At 66.9% G+C, this 16,960-nt stretch carries 18 protein-coding genes and 1 pseudogene; 6 read left to right on the forward strand and 13 right to left on the reverse strand.

Features of this window, described 5'->3' with window-relative positions:
- Positions 1-12: 12 nt before the first annotated feature.
- Both AC1DHX_RS09450 and AC1DHX_RS09455 read right to left on the reverse strand, forming a co-directional pair.
- Positions 13-1,299 carry a MinD/ParA family ATP-binding protein gene (locus AC1DHX_RS09450; RefSeq protein WP_476855598.1) on the reverse strand — a complete coding sequence of 429 codons (1,287 nt, stop codon included), beginning with the start codon at positions 1,297-1,299 and terminating at the stop codon, positions 13-15.
- A gap of 117 nt (positions 1,300-1,416) precedes the next feature.
- Entirely contained in the window at positions 1,417-2,232 is an 816-nt protein-coding gene (locus tag AC1DHX_RS09455) for an MBL fold metallo-hydrolase (RefSeq protein ID WP_476859322.1), read from the reverse strand.
- Between the two features lie 231 nt (positions 2,233-2,463).
- Between AC1DHX_RS09455 and AC1DHX_RS09460 the strand changes: the two genes are divergently transcribed.
- Positions 2,464-3,099 (forward strand): TMEM175 family protein, encoded by a 636-nt coding sequence (locus AC1DHX_RS09460; protein WP_476859321.1) that lies wholly within the window; start codon positions 2,464-2,466, stop codon positions 3,097-3,099.
- Between the two features lie 49 nt (positions 3,100-3,148).
- Here AC1DHX_RS09460 and AC1DHX_RS09465 read toward each other — a convergent pair whose 3' ends face one another.
- Genes AC1DHX_RS09465 through pdhA form a run of 3 tightly spaced genes read right to left on the reverse strand, consistent with a single transcriptional unit; the run spans position 3,149 to position 7,142 of the window.
- A complete protein-coding gene (locus AC1DHX_RS09465) occupies positions 3,149-4,807 on the reverse strand; it encodes a dihydrolipoamide acetyltransferase family protein (protein WP_476899986.1) in 1,659 nt (552 codons plus the stop codon).
- 2 nt (positions 4,808-4,809) lie between these two features.
- Positions 4,810-5,922: an alpha-ketoacid dehydrogenase subunit beta gene (locus tag AC1DHX_RS09470; protein ID WP_476859319.1), complete on the reverse strand. Its 1,113-nt coding sequence runs from the start codon at positions 5,920-5,922 to the stop codon at positions 4,810-4,812.
- Positions 5,919-7,142: a pyruvate dehydrogenase (acetyl-transferring) E1 component subunit alpha gene (pdhA, locus tag AC1DHX_RS09475; protein ID WP_476859318.1), complete on the reverse strand. Its 1,224-nt coding sequence runs from the start codon at positions 7,140-7,142 to the stop codon at positions 5,919-5,921. Before pdhA ends, AC1DHX_RS09470 begins: the two co-directional genes overlap by 4 nt.
- Before the next feature lie 159 nt (positions 7,143-7,301).
- On the opposite strand from pdhA, the gene AC1DHX_RS09480 reads away from it, so the two are divergent.
- A complete protein-coding gene (locus AC1DHX_RS09480; RefSeq protein ID WP_026537452.1) occupies positions 7,302-7,766 on the forward strand; it encodes an Lrp/AsnC family transcriptional regulator in 465 nt (154 codons plus the stop codon).
- On the opposite strand, the gene galU is transcribed toward AC1DHX_RS09480, so the two are convergent.
- From galU to paaA, 7 genes are all read right to left on the reverse strand, one after another.
- Entirely contained in the window at positions 7,763-8,653 is an 891-nt protein-coding gene (gene galU / locus AC1DHX_RS09485; RefSeq protein WP_476855591.1) for a UTP--glucose-1-phosphate uridylyltransferase GalU, read from the reverse strand. The genes AC1DHX_RS09480 and galU overlap by 4 nt on opposite strands.
- Positions 8,654-8,751: 98 nt before the next feature.
- Positions 8,752-9,531 (reverse strand): enoyl-CoA hydratase/isomerase family protein, encoded by a 780-nt coding sequence (locus AC1DHX_RS09490; RefSeq protein ID WP_476859317.1) that lies wholly within the window; start codon positions 9,529-9,531, stop codon positions 8,752-8,754.
- A gap of 41 nt (positions 9,532-9,572) precedes the next feature.
- Positions 9,573-10,799 (reverse strand): 1,2-phenylacetyl-CoA epoxidase subunit PaaE, encoded by a 1,227-nt coding sequence (gene paaE / locus AC1DHX_RS09495; protein ID WP_476859316.1) that lies wholly within the window; start codon positions 10,797-10,799, stop codon positions 9,573-9,575.
- 15 nt (positions 10,800-10,814) lie between these two features.
- Positions 10,815-11,399 carry a 1,2-phenylacetyl-CoA epoxidase subunit PaaD gene (paaD, locus tag AC1DHX_RS09500; protein ID WP_476859407.1) on the reverse strand — a complete coding sequence of 195 codons (585 nt, stop codon included), beginning with the start codon at positions 11,397-11,399 and terminating at the stop codon, positions 10,815-10,817.
- Between the two features lie 11 nt (positions 11,400-11,410).
- On the reverse strand, positions 11,411-12,307 hold the full coding sequence (gene paaC, locus AC1DHX_RS09505) for a 1,2-phenylacetyl-CoA epoxidase subunit PaaC (protein WP_476859406.1): 897 nt from the start codon (positions 12,305-12,307) through the stop codon (positions 11,411-11,413).
- A 20-nt stretch (positions 12,308-12,327) separates the two neighbouring features.
- Positions 12,328-12,630 (reverse strand): 1,2-phenylacetyl-CoA epoxidase subunit PaaB, encoded by a 303-nt coding sequence (gene paaB / locus AC1DHX_RS09510; protein ID WP_079554945.1) that lies wholly within the window; start codon positions 12,628-12,630, stop codon positions 12,328-12,330.
- On the reverse strand, positions 12,627-13,652 hold the full coding sequence (gene paaA / locus AC1DHX_RS09515; protein ID WP_476859315.1) for a 1,2-phenylacetyl-CoA epoxidase subunit PaaA: 1,026 nt from the start codon (positions 13,650-13,652) through the stop codon (positions 12,627-12,629). Before paaA ends, paaB begins: the two co-directional genes overlap by 4 nt.
- Before the next feature lie 104 nt (positions 13,653-13,756).
- On the opposite strand from paaA, the gene arfB reads away from it, so the two are divergent.
- Positions 13,757-14,179 carry an alternative ribosome rescue aminoacyl-tRNA hydrolase ArfB gene (gene arfB, locus AC1DHX_RS09520; RefSeq protein WP_476855587.1) on the forward strand — a complete coding sequence of 141 codons (423 nt, stop codon included), beginning with the start codon at positions 13,757-13,759 and terminating at the stop codon, positions 14,177-14,179.
- Between the two features lie 138 nt (positions 14,180-14,317).
- Entirely contained in the window at positions 14,318-14,941 is a 624-nt protein-coding gene (locus AC1DHX_RS09525; protein WP_476859405.1) for an arsenate reductase/protein-tyrosine-phosphatase family protein, read from the forward strand.
- A 53-nt stretch (positions 14,942-14,994) separates the two neighbouring features.
- Here AC1DHX_RS09525 and AC1DHX_RS09530 read toward each other — a convergent pair whose 3' ends face one another.
- The gene (locus AC1DHX_RS09530; protein ID WP_343213085.1) at positions 14,995-15,246 is read right to left on the reverse strand and encodes a hypothetical protein; all 252 of its coding nucleotides are present in this window, start codon (positions 15,244-15,246) and stop codon (positions 14,995-14,997) included.
- Between the two features lie 452 nt (positions 15,247-15,698).
- Between AC1DHX_RS09530 and AC1DHX_RS09535 the strand changes: the two genes are divergently transcribed.
- On the forward strand, positions 15,699-16,694 hold the full coding sequence (locus tag AC1DHX_RS09535) for an LCP family protein (protein WP_476859314.1): 996 nt from the start codon (positions 15,699-15,701) through the stop codon (positions 16,692-16,694).
- A gap of 74 nt (positions 16,695-16,768) precedes the next feature.
- A pseudogene (locus AC1DHX_RS09540) lies at positions 16,769-16,960 on the forward strand (hypothetical protein); the annotation flags it as partial.

Raw genomic sequence — 16,960 nt, forward strand, 5'->3', positions numbered from 1 at the left:
CACGGGTCGCGCTTAGACGTATCCGTCGACGATTGCCGCGGCGATCTCCCGGTACGCGCGCCGCGTTTCGGGGCGAAGCACATCAAGGGTGACGAGGTCGCCGTCGGCCACCCCGCGGTCGTGCGGAACCGCGATCAACTGACGGCAGATGCCGGACAGGTGTTCCTCGATGGCGTCCTTGTCCACCCGGGTGGACACCTCGTCCTTGTCGGTGATGACCACGACGGCGTTGCGGGCCAGGTCTTCGTAACCGTGGCTGGCCAGCCAGTGAAGCGTGCTGCGGGCCCGCTTGGCGCCGCTGACGGCATAGCCGGCCGCGATGATCAGGTTGTCCGCCGACTGCAGGATGCCGCTCATGGCATTGTGGGTCACGCCCGTGCCGCAGTCGATCAGCGCCACGGAGTAGTAGGCGGAGATGAGCTTGCGGATCCGCAGGTATTCCTCGGCCGTCAGCGAATCTGAGACCTCGGGGTCCTGCTCGCCGGCAATGAGGTGGAGCCTGCCGGCGTGGTGCATGTAGCGGGCCAGGGCGGTGAGGGAATCGACTGACTCGATGTTCCTGAGCAGGTCCGTGATGGTGCGCGGGCTCTGCTGCTGGTAGATCCCCTCGCCGAGGGCGCGCTCGACGAGATCGCCGGAATCGGGGTTGGCGTCGATGGCGCACGGAGGATCGCCGCGGAACTCGGCCAGGGTCAGTCCGACGCCGACCGTCGTGGAGGTCTTCCCGATGCCGCCCTTGAGGCTCAGGACGGCCGTGTTGTAGCTGCCCTGGAGCTGGCGGGAGATGCGCCGGGCCAGTTCGTCTTCCTCACGCTGCCTGGCGCTCGGGCCAAGGTTCAGGCCGCCGCCGGTCAGGTTGTAGAGGGCACCGCGGAAACCGCCGACGGGCCGGGGCTTCTGCTCGCGGACAAAAAGACCCGGTGAGCTGATGAAGTCGGGCAGCGGGGCGTCGGCCAGGGCCGCGGCTTTGCTGGCCGAACGGGTGGAACGGGTGGGCTGGGCGGGCACGGCAGGTGCGGCCTCGGGGGCAGGCGGCTTCAGCACGGGATCCTTGGACGGTTTGGCAGGCTGCGGGCGCGCCGGCGCGTCAGCGGCAGCGGCGGCCTCCGCCCAGGAACTGCTGGGGGCTGTTGGGCGCTGTTCGGCCTGGTTGCTCGAAATGATGGGCATGGTTCCTGTCCAGGCGTCGGAGTCGTCGCCGCGGCGGCGGTCTCTCCGACGCGGGAGTTGGGCCTGCTCTGCAGCTGTTTCAGCTTCAGCGAGGGCGTTGGCGGTCTTGTTTTCGACCGGTTCTGGCATGTTCGTTCCCCCCAGGGATCACAGCGCAGACCGCTGCAGTGCTCGATTGACATCGTTCAAGGAACAAGTCTAGGGGCAGTAATGAGCACACTTACCATTACCGCCAATTTCCCGGCCCTAGCGGTGGGCCCGCGTGTCCTGCAGGCGCTTGATGAACCAGCGCGACTGTTCGGGGCCGTACGGCAGGATCGGGATGGCCTTGGTGGCGTCGTCCGGGGTTTCCCGGGTGGCCTGGATCGCCTGCCGGACCGCGGTGGTCATGGTGTTGGCCATGGTCTTGACGAACTGGTCCGAGCACGGTTCGCCGTGGCCGGGAATCAGGAATTCGTAGCGGTGCCGCAGCGCGGAGAGGTGCCGGAGGGCGTCGGCCCAGTCTTCCGGGAATGAGTCCTCGAAGGACGGGTGGGAACCCTGTTCGACGAGGTCGCCGGCGAAGAGGGTGCTTGCCGTGCCGACCAGGAGGTCGCCGTCGGTGTGTCCGCGGCCCAGATAGAACAAGGTGGCGGTCTGCCCGCCAAGATCCACCAGGACCGGCTGGTCCTTCACGATGGCGTTGGGAACCACCAACTCAGCGTCAGAGCCCTGACCGGCCGCCATTTCGGGTTCCGCGGAGGCCACCAGCCGGCGCTGCTCGTCACCGTTCTCCTCGATTTCCGCGGCGCAGTTCTCGTGAGCCCAGAACTCCGTGACGCCCTCACTGGCGAAGACTGCGTTGCCGAAGAAGTGGTCATAGTGGGCGTGCGTGTTGACCACGACGAGCGGCAGCCCGGTCTTTTCCCGCACGGCAGCCAGGATCTCGCGGCCCTGCCGGGGCCCGCCGCCGGTGTCGATCACCATGGCGCGTTCGGTGCCGACCACCAGACCCGTGTTGAGCAGGGAACCTTGAGTTGTCAGTGCGTAGTTGTCCGGACCGACCTCGAGCCATCGTGACATTGAATCTCCGTATTTCCGACGCTTTTCCGGCATTGTTGGTCCAGCGTTGTTGGTGCTGTACAGGCCTCGATTCTACCCGCGCTGGCTGGCATTTCCCTTCAGGGCATGCCCGTCCCGTCCCTGTGGCGGGTATGCCCGGACCCCTCGTCGTGGCCCGCGCGGCGGTGTAGCCTGTGGGCTACTTCCCTCGATGAGCCAGGTGCTCCACCGAACGAATGGGGGTGGCTCCCGTTGAAATCCGGCACGTCCCTGGAGCGGATGGTGTTCTTCAGCGATGCCGTCTTCGCCATAGCCCTGACCCTCCTGGCCCTGGACCTGAAACTGCCTGAAGGAATTCCCGCGGACCAGGTGGACGACGCCCTGGTTGCTGCCCTGCCGCAGCTGCTGGCGTACGCCCTGTCCTTTGTCATCATCGCCAAGACGTGGATGTCCCACCACTCCGACTTTGCCCTCATCCGCCGCTTCAATGCGAACCTGGCCTGGCTGAATCTTGCCCTCTTGTTCTTCATCGCCATGCTGCCCGGTCCGACGTCGATCCTCAGCGACTACGGGGACGACCCCACCCCGTGGCCGAGCGTCCTGTACGCCGCCAACATTGCCGCTGTCTATTTGATGCTGGCGGCCATCTGGGGTTATGCGAAGCATGCGGGGCTCATGGACCGCGAGATGGCCGCCCACGTCCACCGCCGGATCTTTTATGCGCGGATTGCCGTGGCGCTGGTCTTCCTGCTCTCAATTCCCGCGGCGTTCGTCCTCAAGGCCTACACGCCGTTCGCGTGGCTGCTGCTCCTGCCGGCGTCGTGGCTGGCACGGTGGCTTTCGGCGCGGCCGGGGACCGCAGGGGCCGCCGGGGCCGCACAAGAGTGATTGCGCGGCCCCTGTCCCCTCACCCGGGATGCAGATCCCCGGTTAAGCCTCACATGTCCGCGAGTGCCGACCCCGGGTTCTCGATCGCGTCCGCGACGTAGCGCAGGAAGCCGCCGGCCGCTCCGCCGTCGCACACCCGGTGGTCGAACGTGAGCGTCAGCTCGGTGACCTTGCGGACGGCGAGCTCGCCGTTGACCACCCAGGGCTTGTCGATGATCCGCCCGACGCCGAGGATCCCCACCTCGGGGTGGTTGATGATCGCGGCGGAACCGTCAACCCCGAACACGCCGTAGTTGTTCAGCGTGAACGTGCCGCTGCCCAGTTCCGCCGGGGTCGCTTTGCCCTCGCGCACGACGGCGGTGAGGCGGCGGATTTCGGCGTCCAGTTCGCGGGCGCTGAGCTTGTCCGCGTTCCGTACCGACGGCACCATCAGTCCGCGGTCGGTCTGCGCCGCGAACCCGAGGTTGACGCCGTCGAAGGCCACAATCTCCTGCATCGCCCCACCCGCGGCATCCTCGGTGGTCACGATCCGGGTGTTGAGCTCCGGGAACTTCTTGAGCCCGGCAGTGACAAACCGTGCGATGAAGGCCAGCAGGCCCGGGGTGTTGTGCGGGTCCGCCTTTTTCAGCGCGGCACGCATCTCCACCAGCGCAGTGGCGTCCACGTCCACCCACACCGTGGCTTCCGGGATCTCGGAGCGGCTGCGCGACATGTTTGCCGCGACGGCCTTCCGCACTCCCCGGACCGCCGTGCGTCCGGAAATGCCCAGACCGGTGCGCGCGTCGGTGCCGGAACCCGCGGCGGGCGCGGCCGGCGCGGCAGACTCCGCAGCAGCCGGACGTTCAACCACCGGCGACGGCTTGATGACGGCCTCAACATCGCGCCGCATGATGAGCCCGCTGGCCCCCGAGCCGTGGAGTTCCCCCAAATCAACCCCATGATCGCGCGCCATCCGGCGAACCAGCGGAGAAATAACGGCCCCCAGTTTCCCGGGAACCCGGGTGCGCAGCAGCACCAGGTCATCGGCAGCCTTCTCCTCAGCCGAAACCCCGGAAACCGGCTCGGCCCCCGCAGCCCGCTTAGGAGCCCGGGTCCGCCGGGCAACCCCATGCCCGCCCGGAGTCCCATAACCAATCAGGACATTGCCGGACCCGGCCTTCTCCTCCTCGCGATAAGCCTCAGCCGCAACAGCAGCAGGCGAAGAAACAGGAGCGACAGGCGAGTCAGCAACAACGGCCGGCGCCTTACCCGCAGACCCAGCCGACGCAGGCGATGCCGCCCCGGGAGTGGCATCGGGCCTGTCGGAGCCGGACGGCATGCTGCTTGCAGCAATGCCGTCCGGCGAAGGGGCGGGGGCGGCATCGCCTGTGGCGGCGCCACCAGCGGCATCATCCGTGCCGGCCCCACCGGGGGCGGCATTGCCTGTGGCGGCGCCACCAGYGGAAACGGAGGAAACAGCAACACCGACCGGCATCACAGAGATCAGCGGCTTGCCGACGTCGAGCGTCTGGCCGGGTTCGCCGTGCAGCACGGCCACGGTGCCGGCGTACGGGGAGGGCACCTCCACCATGGACTTGGCGGTCTCCACCTCGGCGATCGGCTGGTCCACGCGGATCTCGTCGCCCACGGCCACGAGCCAGTTCACGAGCTCGGCTTCGGTGAGGCCTTCRCCCAGGTCCGGCAGGAGGAATACTTTCGGTTCGCTCATGGTCAGTCTTCCCACTGGAGGTCGTCAACGGCGTCGAGGATGCGGTCCACGCCGGGCAGGTAGTAGTGCTCGAGCTTCGGCGCCGGGTACGGCACGTCGAAGCCGGTGACGCGGCGGATCGGTGCGGCCAGGTGGTGGAAGCAGCGTTCCTGGACCCGGGCGACGATTTCCGAGGCCACGGACGCGAAGCCGTGGGCTTCGGCGATCACCACGGCGCGGCCGGTCCTGCGGACCGAGGCGCAGACGGTCTCATCATCGAACGGCACGATCGAGCGGACGTCGATCACTTCCAGCGAGCGGCCTTCCTCGGCGGCGGCGGCCGCTGCGGCGAGCGCCGTCGGAACGGACGGACCGTAGGCGATCAGCGTGGCGTCGGTGCCGGGGCGGGCGACGGCGGCCCGGCCCTCGGAGGACGTGCCGCGCTCGGTGTTCGCGGCGTGCTCGGCGCGCAGCGCGTCCAGGTCCACCTGGTCCTTGGACCAGTACAGCTTCTTGGGCTCCATGAACATCACGGGGTCATCGGAGTCGATGGCTTCGCGAAGCATCCGGTAGCCGTCGGCCACGGTGGCCGGGGTGAAGACCTTCAGACCGGCAGTGTGCGCGTAGTAGGCCTCGGACGAGTCGCAGTGGTGCTCCACTCCCCCGATGCCGCCGGCGTAAGGGACCCGGATGACCATGGGCAGCTTCACGGCGCCCTTGGTGCGGTTGTGCATCTTGGCGACGTGGCTGACGATCTGTTCGAAGGCCGGGTACGCGAACGCGTCGAACTGCATTTCGATGACCGGGCGCATGCCGTTCATTGCCATGCCGACGGCCATGCCGACGATGCCGGATTCGGCCAGCGGGGTGTCGAAGCAGCGGCTCGTGCCAAAGGTCTTGGTGAGCCCGTCCGTGATGCGGAAGACGCCGCCGAGCATGCCGACGTCCTCGCCGAAGACCAGGACCGAGGGGTCCGCGTGCATGGCGTCCGCCATCGCGGTGTTCAGGGCCTTGGCCAGGGTGATGGTCTGCGGGCCGGCCTGCTCGGCCGCAACAGCAGCCTTGGCGGCGGCGCGGGCGGTCGCGGCGCTGACGTTGCCGTTCGCCTCGGAGGACGTGGTGATGGTGGGGCTCATTTCCCGGCCTCCCTTGAGGTGGATGCGGCGTCGCGGGCCAGTTCGTCGGCGAGCATGGCGGACTGTTCTTTCAGCTGTGGTGTGGGGGTGGAGAAGACGTACTTGAAGAGATCCTGCGGTTCCACCGGAACCTCTTCGCTGAGGCCTTCGCGCAGCTGCGTGGCTACCGCCTCCGCCTTGTCGGCGATCACGGCGGCGCGGTCGTCGTCCAGCAGGCCGCGGTCCGTCAGGTAGGTCTGCATCCGGCTCAGCGGGTCCTTCGCCACCCATTCGGCGACCTCGCTGTCCTGCCGGTAGCGGGTGGCGTCATCGGCGTTGGTGTGCGCCTGCATCCGGTAGGTGTGCGCCTCCACCAGCAGCGGGCCGGAACCTTCCCGGGCGAGCTTGACGGCCCGGCCGAGCACGGCGAGCAGGGCCACGATGTCGTTGCCGTCCACGCGTTCGCCGGCCATGCCGTAGCCCACGGCCTTGTGGGCCAGGGAGGGCGCAACGGACTGGTGCGCCAGCGGCACGGAGATCGCATACTGGTTGTTCTGGACGAAGAAGACCACTGGCAGGTGGAAGACGGCGGCGAAGTTCAGGGCCTCGTGGAAATCGCCTTCGCTCGTGGCGCCGTCGCCGCACATGGCCAGGACCACGGTGTCCTCGCCGCGCAGCTTGGCGGCGTGGGCAACGCCGACGCCGTGCAGCAACTGGGTGGTCAGCGGGGTGCACTGGATGCCGACCTTGTTCTTGGCGGGGTCGTAACCGCCGTGCCAGTCGCCGCGGAAGAGCGTCATCGTCTGGACCGGATCCACGCCCCGGGCCATGACGGCCACGGAGTCGCGGTAGGTGGGGAACAGCCAGTCACCCTCGGCAAGGCACAGTGCGGCGGCAACCTGGCACGCCTCCTGGCCGTGGCTCGAGGGGTAGACGGCCATGCGGCCCTGCCGGACCAGCGCGGAGTTCTGGTCATTGACGCGGCGGCCGATGACGAGCTGCTCGTAGGCGGCCATCAGTTCGGTCTCGCTGGGCAGGCTGTACTCGTGCCCCGGCTGGGTACCCTGTTCCGTGTGGGGATTCAGGGTTCCGTCCGGGCCCACCATCTGGATCTGGTGGCGTGCGGGCAGCATGTAGTCCTCAACGGTGATACCGAACTTGCTCACGGCATCACCGGCTGGATCTTGTTGCGCGGCCTGCTGCGCAGCTGGCTGCGCAGCGTGGTCTGCGGAGATCGTCATTGGTCCGTCCTTCTGTAGCCACTAATCTTTCCCAGTATGCCGCCAGCCGATGTTTCGTATCCAGCCCCACGGCAAATCGTGGAGATGTCCACAAATTTGCCCTAATCTGGAAGACAAATCGTAAGTGTGAGCTGGATTACCGGCGGGAGTCGTAGACGAATGGCAGAGCTCGAATCAGAGCAGGTGGCGGTGCCGCTGGACGATGTGGACCGGAACATCATCGCGGAGCTGACCCGGGACGGCCGGATGTCGGTGACACAGGTGGCCGAGAACGTTCACATTTCCCGCGCCCACGCCTACACCCGGATCGCCCGGCTCACGGGCGAAGGCGTCCTGACCAAGTTCACCGCCCTGGTGGATCCCATCAAAGCCGGGTTGAAGTCTTCTGCCTACGTCACGCTGAAAGTGCGCCAGCATTCCTGGCGCGAGTTGCGCGAACTCCTGCGCGCGATCCCCGAGGTCCATCACATCGCTCTGGTCGGCGGGGACTTCGATGTCATCCTGCTGGTGCGCGCCGTGGACAACATCGACCTTCGCCGGGTGATCTTCGATCAGCTGCAGTCCATGCCCGGAGTCCTGGACACCCAGACGTTCCTGGTATTCGAGGACCTGGACACCCGCTAGCTGACGAACGCTTTCATCCAGGCCCGGAGCTCTTCGCCGAATTCCACCCGGTCGGCTGCGATCGAGATGACCGCCTTGAGGTAGCTCAGTTTGTCTCCGGTGTCGTACCGGCGGCCCCGGAAGACCACCCCGTAGACGCCTCCGCCCTCGCAGTCGGACACGGCAAGGGTCTGCAGCGCGTCGGTCAGCTGGATTTCGCCGCCGCGGCCGGGCGGAGTGTCCTCCAGGACATCGAAAATCTCCGGATGCAGGATGTACCGGCCGATCACGGCCAGGTTGGACGGGGCCTCGGCGGCGGCAGGCTTCTCCACGAGCCGGTTGACCCGCACATGATCCTGGCCCGGCACAACCGAAACGTCGGCGCAGCCGTAGGCACTGATTTCCGCCGGATCCACCTCGATCAGGGCCACAACCGAGCCGCCAGTCCGGGCCTGGACATCCATCATGGCGGTCAGCAGCTCGTCCCGCTCGTCGATCAGGTCATCGCCCAGCAGGACGGCGAACGGTTCGTACCCGACATGCTGGCGGGCGCAGAGGACGGCATGACCGAGCCCCTTGGGGTCGCCCTGGCGCACGTAGTGCAGCGGGCCCAGGCGGGAAGCATGGCGGACGGCCTCCAGCCTGTCGAAATCACCCTTGAGTTCGAGGGCGTGCTCCAGCGAGGGCTCGCGGTCAAAGTGGTCCTCCAGCGCCCGCTTCTGGCGCCCGGTCACCATGAGCAGATCCGTCAGCCCGGCCCGGACGGCTTCTTCCACCACGTACTGGATGGCCGGCTGGTCGACCACGGGCAGCATTTCCTTTGGCATCGCCTTGGTTGCCGGGAGGAACCGCGTTCCCAGACCCGCCGCGGGTATGACAGCCTTATTTACAGATTTCCCCAGAGTCATAACCGAACATTACAAGCGGGTTCCGGAAATGAGAATGCTTCGAAGCAAAGACGAGTACCCGGGAAATGCGTTTCCGGGTACCCCGACCGGGCCGGCCCTCAGCCCTTGAAAACCGGGCTGCGCTTCTCCTGGAAGGCCCGGAAACCCTCGGCGTAGTCCTCGCTCTTGCACAGCCGTGCCTGTTCTGCGTTTTCCTCTTCCATGGCCTCCCACAGCCCCAGCCGCTGGTCCCGGATGTGCGCGACGAGTTCTTTGCTGGCCCGGAACGCACCCGTGGCACCGGTGGCAACGTTGGCCACGATGGCGCGTGTATTCTCCAGCAGCTCCGCCGCGGGCATGGCCCGGCTGAACAGGCCCTGCGCCACGGCGTCGGCGCCGCTCATGAGCTCGGCGGTGTAGATCAGGTCCAGGGTCCGGTGCATGCCGAGGCGCTCGGTGAAATACCAGTGCCCGCCCGAATCGAGGGTGGCACCGAGCTTGGCGAACGGTGAGCCGACCTTGGCATTCTCTGCCACGTAGACCACATCCGTGGCCAGCAGCAGCCCCAGCCCCACGCCGAGGCAGGCGCCCTGGGCGGCGGCGAACGTGGGCGCGGGGAAGGCGCTCATTTTCTTCAGCAGCGGCTGGACGAGCCCGCCGAGGTAGGCCTGCGCGTCATCGCTCTCCGGTGTAACGCCGGCAATGTCACGGCCGGCGCAAAAGGCCCGGCCCTCGCCGCGGAGCAGCAGCGCCCGGACCTCGCCGCGCCCGGCGGCGTCAGCGGCGTCGTCGTACGCCCGGGACAAATCCGCGAGCGCCTGCTCGTCGAGGGAGTTGAGCTTGTGCGGGGCGTCGAGTACGACCTCGGCGACGCCGTCGGCAATGGAGAGGGAAATCATGGGGCTCCTTGGATTCGAAAAGGCCTGGACGTCGAAAAACCTTAGACGTCGAAGTCGACCGTGACTTCCGGTGTGGTGGGGTGGGACTGGCAGGTCAGGACGTAGCCCTTGTCGAGTTCATCCTGCTCCAGGGCGTAGTTCTCGTCCATGGTGACGTTGCCGCTGACCACCTTGGCCCGGCAGGTGCCGCAGACGCCGCCGGCGCAGGCGAACGGCACATCGGGGCGGACCCGGAGCGCGGCGTTGAGGATGGACTCGCGGGCATGGGTGGGGCTGGCCACTTCGCCCTGCAGCCCGTCCAGCTTGAACGTGATCTTGTAGGTTTCCTTGGATTCGTCCGTGACCACGGGCCGGCCAATGTTGCCCTCGGGGCGCTCCGGCTTGCCCGAAGTGAACAGCTCGAAGCGGACATGCTCCGGGGCGACGCCGCGCGCGGCGAGGGTGTCCCGGCAGAGCTGGACGAGTTCGAACGGGCCGCAGAGGAACCATTCGTCGACGTCCTCGGCGTGGATCGCGGTGCCCAGCAGCGCCTGCAGCTTCTCGGCGTCGATCCTGCCGCTGAGCAGCGGCGCGATCCGCTGTTCACGCGAGAGCACGTGGTGCAAGGCCAGCCGGGCGGGGTATCTGTCCTTCAGGTCCGCGAGTTCTTCCAGGAACATCACGTCCATCGCGGCCTTGTTGGCGTAGACGAGGTCGAAGCGGGTCTCCGGGTGGGCCGCCAGCAGGGTGCGGGCAATGGCGATCACGGGAGTGATGCCGGAGCCCGCGGCAATCGCCACGAAAGAGCCGGGCTCGCCCGCCAACTCTTCCGGATGGTTCATGGAGTTCATGACGTTCTGTTCCACGGACTTGCCGTCCCGGCCGTGCTTGGAGACAAAGGCTCCCATGGGGCTCATGACGTCAAGGACGTCGCCTGCCTTGAGTTCGGCATTGGCCCACGTGGAGAACAGGCCCCCGAGGTCTTTCTTGATGGCCACGCGGATTTCACTGCTGCCGTCCGCGAAACTGCGCGGTTCGGCGCAGATCGAGTAGCTGCGGCGGATCTCGTGCGGCTGGCCGTCGGCGTCGGGCAGGGTGGTGCGCAACGCGACGTACTGGCCCGGCAGGTAGTCGAACTGGCCGGCGAGCTCGGCCGGGACCCCGAACGTCACCTCGATGGCGTCGTCGGTGAGACGGCGGACTTCGTCCACCGTCAGGGTGTGGAAGGACGCACGACGGCGGCCGGTGGCTGCGGCCGACTCCGCGGCGGTCTGGCGGACAACCTTCATGGAAGCACCTGTTCCTTACAAGACTTTGAAGTAGTCGAACGGTTCCTTGCAGTCCTGGCACACGTAGAGGGCCTTGCAGGATGTGGAACCGAAGCGGGTGAGTTCTTTGGTGTTCAGAGATGAGCACTGGGGGCATTTGACGGCGAGCGAGAGCCGGACCGGGCCGGCGTGCCGGGCTGCTTTTCCGTCAACAGCCGCCCGGCCGGACGGCGGGGCTATCCCGTACTGTTCCAGCTTGGCCTTGCCGTCGGCACTCATCCAGTCAGTGGTCCAGGCCGGCGAGAGGACTAGTTCGACCCGGACGCTCGGGTACCCCGCGCGGTGGAAAGCCGTGGTGAGGTCATCCCGGATGGCGTCCATGGCGGGGCAGCCGGAGTACGTCGGGGTGATGATGACCTGGACGGCGGGAACCATCCCGCCGTCGTCAGTGCTTGGTTCCGTCGAGACCTGGACATCGCGCAGGATGCCGAGGTCCGCGATGGTGAGGACCGGGATTTCGGGGTCGCACACGGTGGCAGCGACCGCCCAGGCCTTCTCCCGGGCAGTATTGCCCTTGGCGGCGTTGCGGCGCTCGGCGGTTTCCGGATCGGAGACAAACATTTCCATGGTCCCTACCAGTTGGCTCCGGGGTACTCGCGGGCGAGCACCTGCATCTCGGCGAGGATGTAGCCGAGGTGTTCGGAGTGCAGGCCGCGGCGGCCCCCGCCCGGTGATGGCTGGACGTTGGGGACCTCGAGCTCGGCTTCGGCCAGGATCTCGCCGGTGAGCCGGTCGAAGTCCTCGCGCAGGCTCGACGGCTGCGGCGCGGCGCCGGCTTCGCTGAGGCGTCCGGTGAGTTCGTCGTCGCGGAACAACTCATCGACGAAGGGCCAGACGACTTTGAACGCCTGGATCATGCGCCGGCGCGATTCGTCCGTGCCGAGGGCCAGGCGCAGCACCCACTGGGCACTGTGGTCCCGGTGGTAGTCAACTTCCTTGACCGCCTTGGCGGCGATGCCGGCCAGGGTGGAGTCGGTGGAGGACGTCAGCCGGCGGTAGAGCTCGAACTGATAGTAGCTGACCACGAACTGCCGGGCGATGGTGACGGCGAAGTCCCCGTTCGGCTGCTCGAAGAGCGCCGCGGAGCGGAACTCGTGCTCGCGGCGGAAGTAGGCGAGATCGTCTTCGCTGCGCCCATCCAGGCCGCCGGCATAACTGAGGAAGGACCGGGCATGGCCCAGTTCGTCCAGGGCGATGTTGCCGAGGGCGACGTCCTCTTCGAGCTCCGGCGCGCGGGAGATCCAGTGACCCAGGCGCTGGGCCAGGATCAGTGCGTCGTCACCCAGGCGCAGGGCGAACTCGGCAGCGTCCTCGCTCGGCTTCGCGGAGCCGCGGTTGACGGCGAGAGCGATGTCTTCCGGACGGAGGGCGTTGCCAGGGGTGATGCGGGTGGCGCTCGCGGTGCCGTCACCGCTGGCGCCCGCACCGGATACGCCGACGGAGATGTCGCCGTGGCCGCTGTCGTGCATGTCTGTTTCGGGAGTGGTGCTCACAGGTGCTTCACGCCCTCGCTCTTGGTGTAATACGTGGCGTGGCGGTAGTCCTTGCCCTGGGGGGATTCAAAGAAGGAACCCTTGGAATCGGGGTCGCTGGAGGCGATGGCCTCGGCCGGGACCACCCAGATGGATACCCCTTCGTTGCGGCGGGTGTAGAGGTCCCGGGCGTTGCGCAGGGCCATGGCCGCGTCGGGCGCGTGCAGCGATCCTGCATGGACGTGGGACAGGCCGCGGCTGGAGCGGACGAATACTTCCCAGATGGGCCAGACGTTTCCTGCGTGGGGTTCGGTTGTCATGCTGCGGATTCCTTCTGCTTGCGGCTCTGCTTCTCGGCGTAGGCGGCGGCGGCTTCGCGCACCCAGGCGCCGTTCTGGTGTGCCTCGCGGCGCCGTTCCAGGCGCTGGGCGTTGCAGGGGCCGCGGCCGGCCAGGACTTCATGGAATTCATCCCAGTCCAGCGGCCCGTGCTCCCACTTCTTGGTTTCCTCGTTGAACCGGATGTCCTTGTCCGGAAGCGTCAGGCCGAGGACCTTGACCTGCTCCATCATCATGCCGACAAACCGGTTGCGGAGCTCGTCATTGCTGAACCGCTTGATGTTCCAGGCCATGGACTGCTTGGAGTTGGGCGAATCGTCGTCCGGCGGGCCGAACATCATCAGGGCGGGGGCGTACCAGCGGTTGACCGCTTCCTGTGCCATCTGCTTCTGCTCGGGGGTGCCGTTGGAGAGTTCCAGCAGGATCTCGAAGCCCTGGCGCTGGTGGAAGGACTCTTCCTTGCAGACCCGCACCATGGCCCGGCCGTAGGGGCCGAAGGAGGCGCGGCAGAGCGGCACCTGGTTGGCGATCGCGGCGCCGTCGACCATCCAGCCGATGGCACCCATGTCGGCCCAGGTGCGGGCGGGGTAGTTGAAGATGGAGGAGTACTTGGCCTTTCCGTCCATCAGGTCCTGCATCATCTGATCGCGCGGCTGGCCGAGGGTTTCAGCAGCGGAATACAGGTAGAGACCGTGGCCGGCCTCGTCCTGGACCTTGGCCATGAGGATGGCCTTACGCTTCAGGCTCGGGGCGCGGGAGATCCAGTTGGCTTCGGGCTGCATGCCGATGATCTCCGAGTGCGCGTGCTGCGAGATCTGGCGCAGGAGCGTTTTGCGGTAGGCCGGGGGCATCCAGTCACGCGGCTCGATCCGGGAATCTTCCGCCATGACCTTGTCGAAGTATGCCTGGCCCTCGGCGTCGAGCCGGGCCGCGTCCTCGGGGCTCAGTTCATGCCGTGCCTGCGATGGCTCGGCGGGCACTGACTGCAGGGTCTGCGATGCCATGGTTGCTCCTAATGATTTCGGATAAATAATTACCGACCGTTCGTTCAGGATATGCGGAAGGCCGGAGATGCGTCAAGGACAGGAATCCGTGTAACGCTGGTTGCATGGATCTGGAGGTGTCGGCCGCGCTCACCATTCCCGCGTCGGAACTCCGCTGGCGGTTCTCGCGCTCGTCCGGGCCAGGCGGCCAGCACGTCAACACCTCGGACAGCCGCGTCGAACTCTCGTGGAACGTCGCGGCCTCGACGGCGCTCTCGGATGGTCAACGGCTGATACTGGCCACCCGCCTTGAACGGCGCCTCATCGCCGGAGTGATCACCGTGACCGCCGCCGAGCAGCGCTCCCAGCTGCGCAACCGCGAGATCGCCCTGGCCAAGCTCGCCGGCCTCGTGGCAGAGGGTCTTGCCCCCGAGGCCGCCCGCCGCCGGGCGACCAAACCCACCCGCGGCTCGAACCGTCGACGCCTCGCCGCAAAGGAACAGCGGGCAGCGACGAAACAGCAACGACGGCGGCCGTCCGCCGAATAGCGCCGTCCAGCCATCCAGCCAGTCATCCAGCCGTCGGGCCAGTCATCCAGCCAGCGGGAAACGCGCGCCCGTGCCCGGGGGAAGATAAGCTCGAACATTACGTCGCCGCTAAGCATCACGAAACGGAAAATGGAAGCCTTGGAGTCGTCCCCACCCATTCGGATCCTGACCGTCTGTACAGGGAACATCTGCCGTTCCCCCGTCGCAGAACGCCTGCTCCAGGCAGGACTTGACCGGATGAAACCCGGCGCCTTCGAGGTAGAGAGTGCCGGCACCCGGGCCATGGTGGGCGAGCCCGTCCAGCCCAGCTCAGCGGACATCATCCGGAGCTATGGCGGAACACCGGACGGCTTTGCCGCCCGGCAGTTGACGCCGACGATCCTGCGCGACACCGATCTGGTCCTGACCATGGCCGCACATCACCGCGGCGAAGCACTGCAGATGGATGCCTCCCTGCTCCGGCGCACGTTCACCATCCGCGAGTTCGCGCGCATGCTGAGGGTCCTGGAACAGCGCGGCAGCACCCAGCGGGATGGCACGGCGGATCCGGCGGTGGACCTGAGAAGCTTTTGGCGCGAATTGCCCGCCCGGGCCGCTGCGGTCCGGCACCTGACACTTGCCCAGGACGCTTCAGAGGACGACGTCGTGGATCCCTACGGGCTCGGCGAGGGAATGTACCGGCAGATGGAGTACGAGCTCGCGCCCGCGCTCCTCACCATCCTGCGTTTCGCGCGCACCACAGCTGAGTTCCACAACGGCTGAGTGGCCGCAAGAGCCGGGCACTCCCGGAGGGGTTTTCGTTCGACGGCCCGGAGCTATGCCGCCAACCTCCTGGCCCGGGGAACCGCCATCGGTTCCACCGGCGCCACGATGCTGAGCTGGCATTCGGACTGAAGCGGATCAATGGCGGCGGGCAGGTGGTGGGAGGCTGAGCACTCCCGCAGCTGCTCCAGGGCTGCCGGCTCCACCACGGCGTGGCTGACATCCAACACCAGATGGAGTCCTTCTCTCAGGTGATTCGCCCGCTTGACCACCACGTACAGGGCCTGGAGGCTTCTTGCCGTCACATGTCCCTGCGCTGCTACTTCTGCCTGACCGCAATCGAGGTCGAGCCTGACAAGAACCCGGAGTTTGTGGTTCAAACGATTCCCCTGTTCGTGCATTTACTGCTTTGGCCGCGACGCTGCGACCGGTTTGGCCGCGACGCTGCGACCGCCCCCAGCCTAGGCAGGGAGTGTGACGCAGGCAACAGTGCGCTTCATATCCGGGGAACCCCGCGTTATCTAGTGCCTTCTTGGTCCAAAACTGTTGTTGCCGCGCCCGGTGTACTGTAAAGAAGGCCGCCACCGGGCCCACTTTCCGGCACCTGGCCCCCGGCGCAGCCAGCCTGAGTGCAGCCAGCCTGAGTAGCGACAGATAGATTCCGGGCACCGTCCCGACTGACCAAGAGGAATACATGACGCACCCCTTCGACAGCGCAGACCAAGTCCCCGCGGCCGGATCCAGGGAACGGCGGCCCGTGAGGAAACACCGGGGCCGCAAGGTGCTGATCGCCGTCGCCGTAGTCGTGGCGCTCGTCGCGGTGGTGGCTGGCGGCTACCTCTTCAACCTGGCACGGACCTTCGACTCCGGCACGAGCAAGATTGAGCAGGCCTTCCCCGACGAGTCCACGCGTCCGCAGAAGACCAACACCGCGATGAATATCCTGGTGATGGGCAGCGACAGCCGCGGCGCCACCGAGGCTGATGCCGCGGGCGGAACGCCCACGAACCAGCGCGCGGACACGCTGATGCTCATGCACATCCCGGCGGACCGCAAGAACATCTACACGATGTCCATCATGCGCGACCTCTGGGTGGACATCCCCGGGCACGGCGAGGCGAAAATCAACTCGGCACTGGCCCTTGGCGGTACGCCGCTGATGGTGCAGACCATCGAGTCGATCTTCCACCAGCGCATCGATCACGTGGCGATGATCGACTTCGAGGGCTTCAAGGGCCTCACCGACGCGATGGGCGGGGTAACTGTGAACATCAAGGTGCCGTTCAGCTCCACCGCACTGCCGGGCCAGTCCTTCGCCCCGGGCCAGCACACCTTCGACGGAACCCAAGCCCTGGCCTTCGTGCGCGAACGCCACGCCTACGCCGACGGCGACTACCAGCGGGTCCGCAACCAGCAGGAGTTCCTGCGGGCCATCATCAAGAAATCGACTGCCGGCCAGACGCTGAGCAACCCGATCACCATCAACAACATGGTCGGTGCCGTCTCGCCGTTCGTCACGGTCGACAAGACCTTTGATTCGGGAGCCGTGGCAGGGCTGGGGCTCGAGCTCAAGGACATCCGGGCGCAGAACACCGTCATGTTCACCCTGCCGACCGGGGGCATCGGAACGTCCACGGACGGCCAGTCGATCGTGCTGGCCGACCCGGACGCCATCCAAAAGATTTCCGCGGCGATGGCCTCTGACACCCTGGGCGAGTACGTCGCAGCGAACAAGTTCGAGAACGGCAACTAAGCCCGGCCGGGCGAGGCGCCAGGAGAGGCCCTTGGACCCTTAGTCCGCGGCAGCAGCGGTGCTAGCGTCCGTTCATGGGGAACGCTCCGGAGCCAGCAGCCGCGGCTTCCGCGGCGTCCCCTCCCCCGTCCCCGGCGGCAGGCCGCCGTCGTCCGATTATTCTGCTCCTGGGGGCGTTGCTCACGGTCGTCGTGGCCGTCGCGGCCTACGTCCTCACCGTGCAGCGGCCCGGGAGCCCCGCTCCGGCCGGAGCCACGGCACCGGCC

The organism is Arthrobacter sp. 05N33_2 (assembly GCF_056397425.1).

What these genes read in the sequence shown, in the direction of transcription:
- paaE (WP_476859316.1), bottom strand. Translation starts at nt 10,799, where the DNA reads ATGAAGGTTGTCCGCCAGACCGCCGCGGAGTCGGCCGCAGCCACCGGC.
- paaB (WP_079554945.1), bottom strand. Translation starts at nt 12,630, where the DNA reads ATGACAACCGAACCCCACGCAGGAAACGTCTGGCCCATCTGGGAAGTA.
- AC1DHX_RS09470 (WP_476859319.1), bottom strand. Translation starts at nt 5,922, where the DNA reads ATGAGCCCCACCATCACCACGTCCTCCGAGGCGAACGGCAACGTCAGC.
- AC1DHX_RS09450 (WP_476855598.1), bottom strand. Translation starts at nt 1,299, where the DNA reads ATGCCAGAACCGGTCGAAAACAAGACCGCCAACGCCCTCGCTGAAGCT.
- AC1DHX_RS09490 (WP_476859317.1), bottom strand. Translation starts at nt 9,531, where the DNA reads ATGATTTCCCTCTCCATTGCCGACGGCGTCGCCGAGGTCGTACTCGAC.
- AC1DHX_RS09480 (WP_026537452.1), top strand. Translation starts at nt 7,302, where the DNA reads ATGGCAGAGCTCGAATCAGAGCAGGTGGCGGTGCCGCTGGACGATGTG.
- AC1DHX_RS09455 (WP_476859322.1), bottom strand. Translation starts at nt 2,232, where the DNA reads ATGTCACGATGGCTCGAGGTCGGTCCGGACAACTACGCACTGACAACT.
- pdhA (WP_476859318.1), bottom strand. Translation starts at nt 7,142, where the DNA reads ATGACGATCTCCGCAGACCACGCTGCGCAGCCAGCTGCGCAGCAGGCC.
- galU (WP_476855591.1), bottom strand. Translation starts at nt 8,653, where the DNA reads ATGACTCTGGGGAAATCTGTAAATAAGGCTGTCATACCCGCGGCGGGT.
- arfB (WP_476855587.1), top strand. Translation starts at nt 13,757, where the DNA reads ATGGATCTGGAGGTGTCGGCCGCGCTCACCATTCCCGCGTCGGAACTC.
- paaD (WP_476859407.1), bottom strand. Translation starts at nt 11,399, where the DNA reads ATGTTTGTCTCCGATCCGGAAACCGCCGAGCGCCGCAACGCCGCCAAG.
- paaA (WP_476859315.1), bottom strand. Translation starts at nt 13,652, where the DNA reads ATGGCATCGCAGACCCTGCAGTCAGTGCCCGCCGAGCCATCGCAGGCA.
- paaC (WP_476859406.1), bottom strand. Translation starts at nt 12,307, where the DNA reads ATGCACGACAGCGGCCACGGCGACATCTCCGTCGGCGTATCCGGTGCG.